Below are 13,371 nucleotides of genomic sequence, written 5' to 3'. Positions count from 1 at the left end.
TTATCGCTTGTAGTACGGATACACCGCGCGTTTGACTGTGTCCCACGCCCCGTCGCCGATGGTCTCGCCGTCGACATCGTCCTCGCGGATGTAGAGGTCCTCCCACTTCCGACGCCGCTTCTTGACGATCACGACGTCCGGCAGGAACTCCTTGCGGTACAGCGCGAGGATGAACGCTAGGTCGACGAAGATCACGGCCAGGATCGCTCCGAGGAACATGTTGCCCTCCTCGCTGAGACCCCAACCGTTCACCAGACCGTAGGCGAACATGAACACGAACACTACCTCGACGACCGTCAGGAGGACGATTGCGATGGCGGCCGCCGTGCTCTCGCGGGCCGGTTCGTATCGGTGAATGTCGCCGTAGGTACTCCCACTCGATGACATTTACTCTCCCCTCCCGGTTCCGGTGTGTGGTGACTCGCCGTATTTCAGCACGTAGAAGCTGAATATCAGCGAGACGATGATGGCGAGAATCGTCCCGGCGCCGACCCAGTGGGCCTGGATCGGGACGCCGAGCGTGTGGAGTTCGACTTCGCCACCACCACCGCCACCGCCACCACCGCCGCCGCCCGAGTCGGGCATCGCGCCGACGACGACGACGCCTTTCATGCCGAGCGCGCGGTGGGGCTGACAGAAGTATTTGATAGTGCCTTCGGAGTCGAAGGTCTGTTCGAACGTGAAGCCGGCTTCGGCGACGAGTTCGCTCTCGAAGTCGCCGCCTTCCTCGGCGACGACGTTGTGTTGCCCGCCCTGGCCGTTCCACTCCCAGATGATCGTCGTTCCGGGGTCGACCTGAACGGCCGGCGGATCGAACGCGAAGTTTCCGCCGTTGCCGGAGGCGCCGACGGTGATCGTCACCTCGCTCTGCCCGGTCGCGTCGGCTACCTCGCTGTAGTTGCCCACATCGCTCATCCACCCGCCGAACGACGCCTGCGCGGCGGCCGGCGTCGCCGTGGCGGCGGCCGTTCCGACGGCGGCGGATCCACCGGCCACTCTCAGGAAGTCCCGCCTCTTCATACAGTCGAATCTGAGGATGGAACGCGCTTAAACCCACCGACTCCCCACCGCGCGTTTCACGCGTGGCCGTCGTCCGAATCGGCCGTCTCCGCCCCGTCGCCGCTCGTCGTTCCCGGCTCCATCTCCGGCCGCTCCCCGTTCTCGTCGAGCGGCGGCAGGAAGTCCGGCCGGTCGCCGTCCTCGACGCCCGTCGCGCGAAGCCGTTCCCGGAACTCCTCGGCCCGGAAGCGATCCGAGAGGCGGGCGTTGGCGACGACGGCGAACAGGAAGACGCCGATGCCGACGAAAATCAGTGCGATCATCGGCGCGACGAGGTCGACGTAGCCGCCGGGTGTCGGGATGGCGTCGGTGAACAGCCAGACGCCGACCAGCCCGAACCCGACTAGGATTTGTGCGAACGCGATGAGTTGGAGGAGGTTGTTTCCGAGCTGGCCGGTCCCCTCAGGCACGTCCGCCGGGCTGGGCAGTGAGACGTCGTCCGGCGCCTCGGGGACCTCGTAGCTGTCCATCGAACACAGCGCGACGGTCGGTTTCACGTCCCGCAACACCGTTCCTTGTCCCTCGACGCTGCCGTCGGGGGCGACGACGGCGTACCCCTCATCGGAGTAGGCGATCAACCGCTCCTCACCGTCCGTCTCGAACCGCTCGAGGACCGCGAACACCTCGCGGCTGGCGATCCGCCCTTTCAGATCCTGTTCCACCCGGTCCAGCAGGTCGGGGCCGACGATCCACGTGTCCGGATCGAACGCCGCCTCCCACTCCTCGGCGCTCATCTGTGCCATGTCGCTCGGGCCGAAGTTCTCGAAGTCGTACTTCTCCTCGACTTCGCGCCGGAGGGCGTCGACCGAGTCGGCGTCGGCCCCGCCGTCGACCCCCGCCGCCGGCGGCCCGGAGTCGCGGTCGTCGGCCTCGGCGTCGGCCGTCCCGTCGGTCGACGACGGTGACGAATCAGCCATCGCTTCAACTTGGGTCCACAGCGGCATACGCTTTCCGACTGTCCGTATCGTCCCCGAGTCGGGTTCGTTTTAACGTCCCCTTCCTAACGACCGACGATGGTGAGCGAGGCGACAACAGCGACGCTGGCCGGCGTGTCCGTGACGGCCAGTTTCCCCTTCTACCTCTACGGCGCGTGGATCGTCATCGACAGCGAGACGGTCACGTGGAGCGTCCTCCTCCGGCATCTGAAGTTCATCGTCGTCGGCCTCGCCCTGACGACGGTGCCAGTCGTCGGATGGATGGCGCCGCGGCTGATGGATCAGTTCGGGGGCCTCGCCGTTCTGCACGCCGTCCTCGGCCTCCAGGCCTACGCCATGCTCGCGTTCGCCCTGACAGGTATCGTCCGCATCTTCCAGGCCAAACACGCCGCCAACCTGTATCGCGATCCCGATCGGGACGTGGATCTGGACGACCTTCACGAGAACATGAGCGCGTGGCGCGGGCGCCTCCGCATCGGCGTCTTCGGCTACGTGCTCTTCTGGATCGGCGCCTACCTGATCGGTGTCGTACGGTACGTCCAGTTACACCTCTAGTCCCACGTCTCGCCGCTCGCCAGATCGACCTCGGCATCCAGCTTCGAGGAGGGACAGACGTCTTCGAGGACACAGTCGTCACAGTCCGGGTTGCGCGCGTCACAGACCGCCCGCCCGTGACTGATGAGTAGGTGGGTGAGCTGTTGCCAGTCGCCTTCGGGCACCACGTCCATCAGATCGGTCTCGATGTTCGTCGGCGTCGTTTCGGTCGTCAGCCCGAGCCGCCGGGAGAGCCGCTTTACGTGCGTGTCGACGACGATGCCCTCCACCACGTCGTGTCCGTGCTGGAGGACGACGTTCGCCGTCTTGCGTCCCACGCCGCTGAGGGCGGTGAGTTCGTCCATCGTGTCCGGCACGTCGCCGTCGTGGTCCGCGACCAGCGTCTCGCCGATGGACTTCAGGTAGCCCGCCTTGTTGTTGTGGAAGGTGATGCCGTAGATGTCCTCGGCGAGTTCCGCCTCGTCGGCCGCCGCGTAGTCCTCGGCGGTGGTGTACTTCTCGAAGAGGCCCGCGGTCACCTCGTTGACCCGTTCGTCGGTACACTGCGCGGAGAGGACCACGGCGACCAGGAGTTCCAGCCGATTCGAGTAGGAAAGCGAGATGGTCGCGTCGGGATACTCGTCGTACAGCCGATCCAGCACTTCGGCGACCTGTGCCGACCGCGAGTCCAGTGGCGTACCCATGTCTCGCGGTGGGGGTCGATTCCGGTTGAGTCTATCGACCGATCCCTATCACGGCTGATTCTCGGGCCGCACATTATTTACCGGGCCCCGTCTTCGTCGCGGGTATGGAGCTGACACGTCGGGCACTGCTGGGGACCGCGACGGCGCTCGGTCTGGCCGGCTGTCTCTCGTCCGGCGACTCGAACGTCGCGTACCCCGAAACGGCGACGCGGACGCCCGGGGAGCCGACGGACGCCGCCCTCGCCGACGCGGAGCCGAAACCGTCGGCCGTCGACGACGAGGCGGTCCAGCAGACGGAGCCGCCGGTGCCGAACCGCCAGCTAGCGACCGAAGTCGGTCGCGTCTACGGCGAACTCGAGTGGTTCGCCACCGACTACGACGATTCGATCCGGGCGTACCAGCGCGTGCTCGGCAACGCGATGGCGACCGTCCAGCGTGTGCGTGACACCGCCGAATTCGACGCCAACAGGCTCGCCCTGGTTCGCCGCGCCACCGACCGAGCGGTCGCCACGGCCGAAACCGAACTCGGCGGCCACTTCGGTCTCCCCGGGCAGATGCGCGAGGAGATCGACCGCCACGTCGCGACGATCCGCCGGTTCGCCGACCGGGGGGACCTAGACCGCGTCGACGAGGAACTCGAACGCCTCCACGACTATCTCCGCGGCATCCGGAGCGAGGGTTTCGTCAGGCGCGTCCTCTCGGCCCGCCAGATCGACGCCGCGCTCTACCGGCATCTCCACGACGGCACCGTCGATTCGGACGAGGACGACGAGGACGACGAGGCCGATCCAGGGCTCTTCGAGGTCCACCACTCCGCTGGCTACGCCGGCTACGCCTACGGCGGGCCGCGATACATCGAGCGCGACCCGTTCGACGACGCCCCCGGCGACGACGGGGGCCGGAACCGCGGCCGGGAACTCCTCGCCCGCCAGCGGTTACAGTTCGAGGCCGCCGGCGAGGCGACGGGCCGGCGCGGCTTCGCCTACGTGGTGAGCTACGCGGTGCCCGACGTGGCGGACCAGCCGTCGTCACTCGAACCCCTCGACTACCCGCGAACGTCGCTGTTCGTCCAGCACTACGACGACGTGGCGACGGCCGGCGAGGCCGTCGACACCCTGCTCGATTCCTCGGTCAGTCAGGAGGGTGCGTACTCTTTCGGGCGCGACCGATGGCGACGGGTGTACTACCGGGGCGACGGGGACGTGATCTACGCCTACCTGATCCAGGCCGGGCCGTTCGTCGTCGTCGCCGCCCCCTCCGAAGTCGCGTGGGAGGAACGCGTCGACTGGACCGCCCCGCTCGACCGACTCTGGCTGTGGAGACCGTAGCGTGTCCGGCCCCAGCGCCCTCCCCTCGGCCCGTCGACAAGCGGGGTTGATCGTCGCGGTGTTCGCGCTCGTGGGCGCCGCCCTCGGCGTCGTCGGCTTCGTCGCCGGCGACTGGGCACGCACCCAGTTCGTCACCGCCGCGACCGGGTCCGCCCCCGAGACGTTCGGCCCCGTCTTCCTCGCGCTGTCGGTCTTCCAGACGACGGTGACCCTCCTCGTCGTCGGCCCCGTCCTCGCCGCGGTGCTCGGACTGCTCTCCGGCTCCCGGTTCGCGGACCGGAGCGCGGCGGCCGGCGTCGCCGGCGGCGGCGCCCTCGTCGGCTTCTTCTGTATGGCTGGGCTCGGCCTCCTGGGCCTTGCGGCGCTGTCGGGACCCGGCACCGGACAGCTATACGCGCCCTCGGCGGCCGTCGGCCCCTTGCTCGTCGCCGGCGCCGTCACGACGGCCGTCGGCGGCGGCGCCGGCGCCCTGGGATCGCGGTTCGTCCGCTAACCGGCAGGCATAACTATCCGCTCCGCGCGGGGTTCCGTATGTACGGTGAGGCCGCCGCGCTCGGCGCGGGCACGGTCCTGAACGCCCTCGCGACGGGCGTCGGATCGGCCTTCGCAATCGACGCGGAGACGACTGCCCGGGTCGAACTCGACGACTCCGGGACCGTCGAGGGCACGATTGCCGGCGCCCCGGACGGCGACACCCGACTCGTCCGCCGGTGTGTCGAACGCGTCGTCGAGCGCTTCGGCGACGGCCAGGGCGGACACGTCCGCACCGAGAGCGACGTGCCGATGGCCGCGGGCTTGAAGAGTTCGAGCGCCGCCGCGAACGCGACGGTGCTCGCGACGCTGTCGGCGCTTTCCGTCCCCGTCGGCGAGACGCCGGTGGCGGCTCGAGACACCGGCGAAACCGGCGACGGTACCGACGCCCGGATCGACCGCGAGGAGGCCTGCCGCATCGGCGTGCGGGCGGCCCGCGACGCCGGCGTCACCGTCACCGGCGCGTTCGACGACGCGAGCGCCAGCATGCTCGGCGGCGTCACGGTCACCGACAACGCGGCGGACGACCTGCTCGCTCGCGACGAGGTCGGCTGGGACGTTCTCGTCTGGACGCCGCCGGCCCGCGCGTTCAGCGCCGACGCCGACGTGGCACGCTGTGAGCGGGTGGCGCCGATGGCCGACCTCGTCGCCGACCTGGCGCTCGACGGCCGGTACGGCGAGGCGATGACGGTCAACGGGCTGGCATTCTCCGCGGCGCTCGGGTTTCCGACCGATCCCGCGGTGGAGGCGATGCCACACGCCGACGGCGTGTCGCTCTCGGGCACCGGCCCGAGCGTCGTCGCCGTCGGCGAACGGGACGGACTGGAGCGCGTACGCGACCACTGGAGTCAACGAGAGGGTGACACATGGCCGACAACGACACGAACGGACGGCGCACGGGTGATCGAATGAGCGACGCGACCGAGGAGATGTCGCTTTCCGAACTCCGCGAGGAGATCGAGGAAATCGACCACGAACTCGTCGAACTCATCGCCCGCCGAACGTACGTCGCGGGCACCGTCGCGCAGGTGAAAGAGGAACGCGACCTGCCGACGACCGACGAGTCACAGGAGGCCCGCGTGATGGAGCGAGCGGGACGGAACGCCGAGACGTTCGACGTGGACGCGAACCTCGTGAAGGCGATTTTTCGGCTGCTGATCGAGTTGAACAAGGTGGAGCAAAGGGAAAATCGGTAGCCGCCGCCGTCTCACCCACGGCATCGTCTGGCAGTCGATTCAGCCGAAGTGCGTCCGTCGTATCGAAGGGATACGACCCGAGAAATCACGTTTCTAACGAACAGAAAGTTGACAACCGTCGTCGGGAGGATTTTGAAGAGTATGCGCCGACTCGGTAAACTTCTCAAAGCCGGAAGTGCTCTAGTTGGAGCCGTTTTAGTCGTCAATATCGTCGAATTCGCGTTGCTTCCCGGTCAGTTTCCGGGGGTCGGCATGATTGGAGTATTCGCCCTCGCTGTCGTCGGTGTTTTGGCCATGTTGGTCGCAGCGGTTATGTATCCGTTCAGTCGTTTCTCGCGTACGACATCGAAAGCGCTCGTTACAGTTGGTCTCCTGCTCGTCTCGGGGGCAGTTCCGTTGTATTTCATGTTCGGGTGTGTCTTTTACCGATGTCCGGGCTGAGATATTGTATCGACCGTTGATGGCCTCCCGAAAGCGAACGTACACTCGCTAAAATCCCACGCCATTCCTGTTCGACCGATGCTTAATCGAGTCCGAGGCTCAGTTTCAATGCGTCGTCCACCTCGTTCATCGTCTCCCCACCGAGACTTCCGGCGACCGAGTGAATCCGGTTTTCGACGGATACGACACGAATTTGGTCGAGACGGATTGAGGAGTCCTTCTCGAACGGAGAGTCGTCTGCTTCGACAGGTACCTCGAAGGGGTAGCCACGGTGCGTACCAGTTGCGGGCGCGACGATGGTCGTACTGGAATTTTGGTTTCCAACGTCGTTCTGGACGACCACCGCTGGTCGTGTCTTCTTCATCTCGTGACCCTCAGCAGGGTCGAGACGAACGATGACTACGTCACCACGTCGAATTTCCACTCCCTCGCTCATTCATCCAGCCCAGCCCACGCTTCGCCCGACACGTTGTCCCAGTCCTCGGTCAGCGCTTCCGCACTCTCGGAGGCCTCGCGGTACGCCGCTGCGAGTTCCTCGTCGTCCGGACGGTCGGATTCAATCTCTACGACGGCTACCGTGACGCGTTTGTTCGCGTACTCAGTTCCGAGGTAGATTCGACCTCGGTCGTCCGTCTCGTTCGTTCGCAGGTCGTGGGCGTCGACTTTCATCTCGTTACCCACTATGACCCACTATGGAATAACTCTTGCCCACTATTACCCACAGAGATTGTTTCGCCTCGAAGTATAATGGATTTCAGCTACCTGAACAAGGTAGAGCAAAGAGAGTCTCGCTGAGAAGTCCGATTTCCGGCGTTTCATAGTGTTTGTTGTAAGTCAGTACCGGTGGGTCGCCGGGCCGTCTTGGCGACTCACCGGTAACCAGTTACAATAAACACTATCAGGCGTCTCCATCAGACATTGCGGATGTTCACTCCTCGTCGGTCGGCTCCAACGGCACTCTCGATACCCCGATGTCCTCGTAGTCTTTTTCCGACGAGAGTAGGTCCATCCCCCGCGTCTCCGCCGTCGCCGCGTGGAACGCGTCGAACGGCGTCATCCTTCCGAAGCCATCCATGGTGGATTTTAGCGAGTTGAACGAGGTGGAACAAAGGGAAAATCGGCAGCCACCGCAGTCTCACTCTCACTTTTCGCCGGTTGGTTCGAGTGAGACTCTCGACAGTTCGATGGCCTCGTAGTAACCGTCTTCAGGCTGTCGGGGCCGGAAGTGGAAGAACTACGTTCCTCGACGGCGTCGACAGTTATACGTATGGCGTACGATTACACCGGCGACGCTCACCGAGAACTCGTCGAGGCTCATCGAGCGGACGAATCGCCCTTCCCGACGGATGTCTCACGGGAGTATCCACGCCGCGACTTTCTGCGTGACGAACCACTGCTTCTCAAACAGCTCCTGTTCCCCCGGTGCTGGAACGCGACGGAACTGCTAGACGACCCCGCCGAAACCCGTCGCCGCTTGACCGAACTCGGGACGTGCATACAAAAAGGCGTCACGGCCTACTCGGATCGCGACGCGGCCGACCTGACCGGGGTCGTCGACGGGACGCTCGACCGGTTGCCGGCGATTCGAACCGCGCTCAAAAAGGACGTCGAGGCCGCGTACAAGGGCGACCCCGCCGCGAAGAGCTACTGCGAGATCATTCGATCGTATCCCGGATTCCAGGCCATCCTGACCCACCGGGTCGCACACGTTCTCTACGAGGCGGACCACTTCGCGTACGCCCGCGAACTCGCCGAGTACGCAAAAGGCGAGACGGGGATCGACATCCACCCCGGCGCACAGATCGGCGATTACTTCTTCATCGACCACGGGACCGGGGTCGTCATCGGCGAGACGGCAACGGTCGGTGACTGGGCCCGGATCTACCAGAACGTGACGCTGGGCGCACTCCACTTCGAGGAAGAGGAGGGGGACGAACACATGCTGGCGAAAGATTACAAGCGCCATCCCGACATCGGCGATCACGTCGTCATCGGGGCCGGCAGCAACGTCCTCGGGCCGGTAGCGATCGGTGACCACGTGAGTATCGGTGCGAACTCCTGGGTGACCGACGACGTTCCGGACAACACGAGCGTCTTCATCTCCGACCACCCCGATCAGGAACGGAAACCGAACGGGTGAAAGGTAGTGTCGGATTCATCCCCGCGCTAAAGCACGGGGCTTTCTCCTTGCACTTCCGTAATACGCATCTCGTCTGCGGACGGTTCGCTGTCCCATCGCCGAAGCGAACGCAGTCGGAGAACGGGTGGTTCGATAGCGGCAGGCGCGTCGGAAACAGCGAGGATTAAATCGCTCGCGCCCGTCCGAGTGATTGATGTCCGACGACGAGACAGACGACGGCACGCCGCCCCTGCTGGGCCGACTCCTCTTCGCAAGTGGGCTCGCGGTCCTCGCGCTCCGAAACCTGACGAACCTCGACGGTCGAATCGACTACGCGGAGTACAAGGGCGTCCCGTTCCCTGAGACACTCGTTCCGGCGTCGAGTGGGCTCCTCCTCGGCGGCAGTCTCGGTATCGGCCTCTGGAAACTCCCCCGCCTCTCCGCGGCCAGCGTGGCGACGTTCTTCCTCGGTGTCACGCCCGTCATGCACGACTTCTGGGCCGTTGACGCGGACGCCCGCGACGAGGAACTCACCTCCTTCCTCCAGAACGTGACGCTTCTGGGCGCGGCGCTCGTCTTCCTCAAGCGTGCCGCGAAAGAGTAACGCGTCGATCCGGCGCCACACGACCTCTTCCGGTGAGCCGAGACGCCTCTCAGCGGAAGCCGGACAGTTACGGTACCCCTATCGGTACTCCCACACCCGGCCGATCCGGTCGGCGATCACTGGATAGGCTTCCTGCAGGGCCGTGACGCGCCGCTCCCCGTCGACGTTGACGACGTGAATCTCCCCCCGGTCGCCGCCGTATACGTCCTGGAAGTCGTAGACGGCGCCGACGACTTCCACGTCGGCGGGTACGTCGTCGCTCCCGACGAGACGGTCGACCTGCCGGTCGACGTTGTACTCGACGAGGTGGTTGATCGACTCGGGTCGGCTCAGGTCGTCGGGGAGCGCCTCGACGCCGGGTTCGAGGGGGGGTTTCAACAGATCGAGACAGTGTTCGATCCCCGGCAAGTCGGCGACGCCGTCGGTCAGGGCGTCGTACGTCGCGGTGATGGCGCCACAGCCGGTGTGGCCGACGACGACGGCCGTCTCGGTGCCCGTGTGCGCCAGCGGGTAGAGCACGTCGCCCGAGACGATGTCGCCGTCGCCGGCCCGCTGAACGACGCGGTTGCCGATGTTGCCGCAGGTGAAGACCCGACCGGGTTCGTCGTTGCCCCACATGTGATCCTGGAGCACGCGCGAATCGGAGCAGCAGACGGTGACGGTGTGGGGGTGCTGTGCCTCCTGCAGGTCGTCGAACTCGCCGTCGAACGCGGCCGCGTGGTCCAGATTCCCCGCGAGGAGGTCGACGAACGTCCCGTGCATATCAGGATGCTCGCCCGGTGGCGTCATAGTCGTTGGTGGTCGCCGCCGACGTACCCGTCCGAATGACCCTCGTCTTCACCTGCCCCACGGCGTCGAAATCGCGGCGCCGGTGGGCTTCGCGGCCCGGTGCCCCTATTTCGGATACGTCTGTGCCAGCGCGTCGAGTGCTTCGTGGTGTCGAGTGGTGTGGGGGGCGGTGAGCGGCGAGACGCTAGCCCGCCCTTCGACGATGGCCCGACGGTCGGTGCCCTGCGGGTCGGGGATGTCGCCGTCGCGCATCCGCGCCCAGACGTTGTCGGTGAGGCTAATCCGCTCGCCGTCGCGTTCGGCGCGCATGTCGTAGAGCGTCGAGGGGTCGGTGATTTCGATGGGGGCGGGGTCGTCGCCCTCGTGGTGGATGGGAGCGTTGACGTTGAGGTACTCGGCCTGCTCGAACACGCCGGCACCGAGGGCGTGATCGACGAGATAGCTCGTCACCGCGGTGGCGTTGCGGTAGTCCAGCGGATCGTTCGCCTTCTCCTGCCACTCCCCATCGGCGCCGGGGACGTACAGCGAGACGGCGATGGCTGGCACGTCGAAGAAGGCGGCCTCGACGGCGGCGCTGACGGTGCCCGAGCGCCCGAGGACGTACGCGCCCAGGTTCGCCCCGCGGTTACAGCCCGCGACCACCATATCCACGTCGGGACACAGGGCTTCGAGGCCGACGACGACGCAGTCCGCGGGGGTTCCATGGATGGCGTAGCCGAGGTCGTGTTCCGTGACCTCGACCTCGCGCGACATCGCCCGCCCGACGGCGCTTTTGTCGCCGTTCGGCGCGACCGCAGTCACGTCGGCGAACACGGAGAGGACGTCGTAGAGCGCCCGGAACCCGACGGAGTCGATTCCGTCGTCGTTCGTCAACAGCACGTGTGGCTCGTCCATGCCCACTCCTCCGGTCGCCGCCGAGAAAGGCGCACCGCTTCGACCCGTCACCCGACCATATCGACGACCGTCTCGGCGTCGACGACGAAGTTGTACGCCCCTTCGTCGTCGTTCCAGAGCGCGAGGGCGTTTTCGAACTGCAGGACGGCGCCGTAGTCCGCGGCCAGGAGGGCGCGGTTCAGCCCCGATTCGCGGGTCAGCACCGCGTACCCTTCGAGGCGCTCGCTCCCGTCGCCGATTTTGAACAGCGGGTTGCCGTCCTCGCCGCCCGAGAGGTCCCGGCTCAGCTTCACCGCCAGCAGATCGATTCGGTTCGTGACGTGTCCTTCCATGTCGGCCATCCGGGCGTGTCGCGAGGGGTCGGCGCGCACGGCCACCCGTCGCTCGCCGTCGGTCCGCAGGAGCGAGTACGAGAACTTCACCGTCTCGTTGCGGACGGTTCCGGGGTCGCCGCCGGCGTCGTCGAGGCGGCGCTGGAAGGCCGGCGCCTCGATCCGCGGGCGTTCGTCGAACGACCACCCGCGGTCCGTGGGCGCCATCCCCGGCCACAGGCGGAGGGTCGGCGCGTAGACGGTCACGTCCCGGTCCGCGACGACGGTTCGCTCGACGCGCCGAAGCCCCGTGCTGGTTTCGAGGTCCGCCGGCGCGATGGCGGCCAGCGTTCCGTCCTCTGCGAGGGCGTCGAGGGCGTCCCCGACGACCGCCACCGGGCCGTCGAGTTCGCTCAACACGTTCGCGCAGACGACGAGGTCGTAGGGGCCGTCGAAGTCGAACGTCTCGGCGCGTTCGCGGTGGATCGTCGACCGGAAGTTCCGCCGCGTCTCGTCGAGGAGGGCGTCGAGTACGTCCGCGGCGGCGCTCGGTTCGACCGCGTGGTAGTCGACCACGGCGTCGTCGGGGAGGTAGTCGTGGAGGCCGAGGGCGGGGCCGCCGACGCCGGCGCCGATGTCGAGGACGCGGAGGCGACGGGGCAGGAGCGACCGCTCGACCAGGTCGTCGAGGACGTAGCCGACGGCGGCGTAGTAGTCGGGGAGGTGGTAGATGGCGTAGCCGAGCGCCACTTCCGCGTCGTATTCGACGGGATTCCGGTGGTAGTAGTCGGCTTTCAGCTTCCGGATCACCTCGCGCAGGCGGTCGCCGGCGTCGCCGCGGTGCCAGTTCACGCCGTCGCGCTCCACCAACAGGGCTTCGAGCGCGTGGGCGTACGCCTCCGGGAACGCGTTGGGCTCCCACCCCGAGGGCGAAACCGGGTCGTCCGCGACCGGGACGAAGGTGCCGTCCTGGCGCTCGAACAGGCCGAGGTCGTAGGCCTCCTCCCGGAGCACCCGGCGGACGACCGCCGGATGTGGCGTCCCCTCGATGTACTCCGAAATCTCGTCCGGGTCGATGGGGCGCACCTGCCGGAGGTATTTGGCGTTCGAGCGGACGGCCTCGCGGTCGATCATCCTCGCTCACCCGCTTCGCGGTAGCACTCGTCGAACGCCTCGCCCTCGGCGTCGGCGATTCGTCGGGCGGCCTCGGCCACCCGGTCCGCACCTGCGAACGTCTCCTGAATCTCGCGGTAGACGCGGGGATTCCCGCCGGTCACCGTCTCGACGAGGTCGGAAAGCGCCGCCGAGACGGGCGTGGCGAACTCCTCGCGTACGTCCGCCGCCGCGAGCGCGTAGGCGAGCACCGCCGTGTGGGCGCTGGCCTGGACCGTCTCCATCGCCGTGTCGTGTTCGGCGACCGTCGTCTCGAAGGGGCGGTTGCCCGCCGCCCGAAGGTCGGCGCGGAGGGCGTCCGTCGCCGGGCCGGGCGCGTCGGCGACGACGGCGACGTTACCCGGCGCGTTCGCCGCGGCGAAGAGGGGATGCAGCGACAGCCGTTCGCGGTCCGGGAGGGCCGCCCGCATCGCCTCGACCGGCGCCCGCATCACGCCCGATACGTCACACATCGCGCGGTCGGCGTTCGGCGCGTAACGCTCGACTGCGTGGTCGACGACCGAAATCGGCACCGCGAGACAGACGATGTCGAACGTCTCGTTCGTCTCCGCAGGTATCGCCCGCGCCCCGGCGAGGTCCGTGGCGGCCCGCTCAGCGACCGCCGGATCGACGTCCGTAACCGCGACCGGTCGGTCGGCGGTGCGGGCGAGCCACCGCCCCATCTCGCCCGCGCCGACCACCAGCAGATCCATGCGCGTCGATTCCGCCTCACCGCTCAAAAGGGGTTCGATGCGGGCGGTCGCGGCGCAAGCC

Annotated in this window: 17 protein-coding genes and 1 pseudogene; 7 read left to right on the top strand and 11 right to left on the bottom strand. The window is 66.8% G+C overall.

Annotated features, from left to right (window positions below; all coding sequences use genetic code 11):
- Genes HALNA_RS14045 through HALNA_RS14035 form a run of 3 tightly spaced genes read right to left on the bottom strand, consistent with a single transcriptional unit; the run spans position 1 to position 1,976 of the window.
- On the bottom strand, positions 1 to 387 hold the full coding sequence (locus HALNA_RS14045) for a DUF7318 family protein (RefSeq protein WP_049936968.1): 387 nt from the start codon (positions 385 to 387) through the stop codon (positions 1 to 3).
- Positions 388 to 1,020, bottom strand: a complete 633-nt coding sequence (locus HALNA_RS14040) for a halocyanin domain-containing protein (protein ID WP_049936967.1) — start codon at positions 1,018 to 1,020, stop codon at positions 388 to 390. It abuts the gene before it with no gap.
- A gap of 56 nt (positions 1,021 to 1,076) precedes the next feature.
- A complete protein-coding gene (locus tag HALNA_RS14035; protein WP_049936966.1) occupies positions 1,077 to 1,976 on the bottom strand; it encodes a DUF7319 domain-containing protein in 900 nt (299 codons plus the stop codon).
- A gap of 96 nt (positions 1,977 to 2,072) precedes the next feature.
- On the opposite strand from HALNA_RS14035, the gene HALNA_RS14030 reads away from it, so the two are divergent.
- Positions 2,073 to 2,549 (top strand): DUF7321 family protein, encoded by a 477-nt coding sequence (locus HALNA_RS14030; protein WP_049936965.1) that lies wholly within the window; start codon positions 2,073 to 2,075, stop codon positions 2,547 to 2,549.
- On the opposite strand, the gene nth is transcribed toward HALNA_RS14030, so the two are convergent.
- Positions 2,546 to 3,232 carry an endonuclease III gene (nth, locus tag HALNA_RS14025; RefSeq protein ID WP_049936964.1) on the bottom strand — a complete coding sequence of 229 codons (687 nt, stop codon included), beginning with the start codon at positions 3,230 to 3,232 and terminating at the stop codon, positions 2,546 to 2,548. The two genes, HALNA_RS14030 and nth, sit on opposite strands and share 4 nt — an antisense overlap.
- 104 nt (positions 3,233 to 3,336) lie before the next feature.
- On the opposite strand from nth, the gene HALNA_RS14020 reads away from it, so the two are divergent.
- From HALNA_RS14020 to HALNA_RS14005, 4 genes are read left to right on the top strand one after another with little or no spacing between them, the layout of a single operon-like run.
- A complete protein-coding gene (locus HALNA_RS14020; protein WP_049936963.1) occupies positions 3,337 to 4,560 on the top strand; it encodes a hypothetical protein in 1,224 nt (407 codons plus the stop codon).
- A 1-nt stretch (position 4,561) separates the two neighbouring features.
- Positions 4,562 to 5,053: a hypothetical protein gene (locus HALNA_RS14015; RefSeq protein ID WP_049936962.1), complete on the top strand. Its 492-nt coding sequence runs from the start codon at positions 4,562 to 4,564 to the stop codon at positions 5,051 to 5,053.
- A gap of 38 nt (positions 5,054 to 5,091) precedes the next feature.
- The gene (locus HALNA_RS14010; RefSeq protein WP_049936961.1) at positions 5,092 to 6,003 is read left to right on the top strand and encodes a shikimate kinase; all 912 of its coding nucleotides are present in this window, start codon (positions 5,092 to 5,094) and stop codon (positions 6,001 to 6,003) included.
- A complete protein-coding gene (locus HALNA_RS14005) occupies positions 6,000 to 6,287 on the top strand; it encodes a chorismate mutase (protein ID WP_049938080.1) in 288 nt (95 codons plus the stop codon). Before HALNA_RS14010 ends, HALNA_RS14005 begins: the two co-directional genes overlap by 4 nt.
- Positions 6,288 to 6,810: 523 nt before the next feature.
- Here HALNA_RS14005 and HALNA_RS14000 read toward each other — a convergent pair.
- The 3 genes and pseudogenes from HALNA_RS14000 to HALNA_RS19450 all read right to left on the bottom strand — a co-directional run.
- The gene (locus HALNA_RS14000; RefSeq protein ID WP_049936960.1) at positions 6,811 to 7,164 is read right to left on the bottom strand and encodes a type II toxin-antitoxin system PemK/MazF family toxin; all 354 of its coding nucleotides are present in this window, start codon (positions 7,162 to 7,164) and stop codon (positions 6,811 to 6,813) included.
- Positions 7,161 to 7,397, bottom strand: coding sequence for a hypothetical protein (locus HALNA_RS13995; protein WP_049936959.1), 237 nt, complete (start codon positions 7,395 to 7,397; stop codon positions 7,161 to 7,163). The genes HALNA_RS14000 and HALNA_RS13995 overlap by 4 nt, the downstream gene beginning before the upstream one ends.
- 259 nt (positions 7,398 to 7,656) lie before the next feature.
- Positions 7,657 to 7,785: pseudogene (locus HALNA_RS19450) on the bottom strand (PIN domain-containing protein); the annotation flags it as partial.
- A 210-nt stretch (positions 7,786 to 7,995) separates the two neighbouring features.
- On the opposite strand from HALNA_RS19450, the gene epsC reads away from it, so the two are divergent.
- Positions 7,996 to 8,868: a serine O-acetyltransferase EpsC gene (gene epsC / locus HALNA_RS13990; protein WP_049936958.1), complete on the top strand. Its 873-nt coding sequence runs from the start codon at positions 7,996 to 7,998 to the stop codon at positions 8,866 to 8,868.
- Positions 8,869 to 9,061: 193 nt separating this feature from the next.
- The gene (locus HALNA_RS13985; protein WP_049936957.1) at positions 9,062 to 9,451 is read left to right on the top strand and encodes a DoxX family membrane protein; all 390 of its coding nucleotides are present in this window, start codon (positions 9,062 to 9,064) and stop codon (positions 9,449 to 9,451) included.
- A 78-nt stretch (positions 9,452 to 9,529) separates the two neighbouring features.
- On the opposite strand, the gene HALNA_RS13980 is transcribed toward HALNA_RS13985, so the two are convergent.
- The 4 genes from HALNA_RS13980 to HALNA_RS13965 all read right to left on the bottom strand — a co-directional run bounded on the left by HALNA_RS13980 (position 9,530) and on the right by HALNA_RS13965 (position 13,310).
- Positions 9,530 to 10,213: a carbonic anhydrase gene (locus HALNA_RS13980; RefSeq protein ID WP_049936956.1), complete on the bottom strand. Its 684-nt coding sequence runs from the start codon at positions 10,211 to 10,213 to the stop codon at positions 9,530 to 9,532.
- Positions 10,214 to 10,345: 132 nt separating this feature from the next.
- Positions 10,346 to 11,134: a 5'/3'-nucleotidase SurE gene (gene surE / locus HALNA_RS13975; protein ID WP_049936955.1), complete on the bottom strand. Its 789-nt coding sequence runs from the start codon at positions 11,132 to 11,134 to the stop codon at positions 10,346 to 10,348.
- Positions 11,135 to 11,181: 47 nt separating this feature from the next.
- Positions 11,182 to 12,579: a small ribosomal subunit Rsm22 family protein gene (locus tag HALNA_RS13970; RefSeq protein ID WP_049936954.1), complete on the bottom strand. Its 1,398-nt coding sequence runs from the start codon at positions 12,577 to 12,579 to the stop codon at positions 11,182 to 11,184.
- On the bottom strand, positions 12,576 to 13,310 hold the full coding sequence (locus tag HALNA_RS13965; RefSeq protein ID WP_049936953.1) for a prephenate dehydrogenase/arogenate dehydrogenase family protein: 735 nt from the start codon (positions 13,308 to 13,310) through the stop codon (positions 12,576 to 12,578). The genes HALNA_RS13970 and HALNA_RS13965 overlap by 4 nt, the downstream gene beginning before the upstream one ends.
- Positions 13,311 to 13,371 lie beyond the last annotated feature (61 nt).

The organism is Haloplanus natans DSM 17983, from assembly GCF_000427685.1.
Lineage (GTDB): Archaea > Halobacteriota > Halobacteria > Halobacteriales > Haloferacaceae > Haloplanus > Haloplanus natans.
Note: the sequence above shows the minus strand (reverse complement) of the source record. Positions and strands in the feature narration are given on the sequence as shown.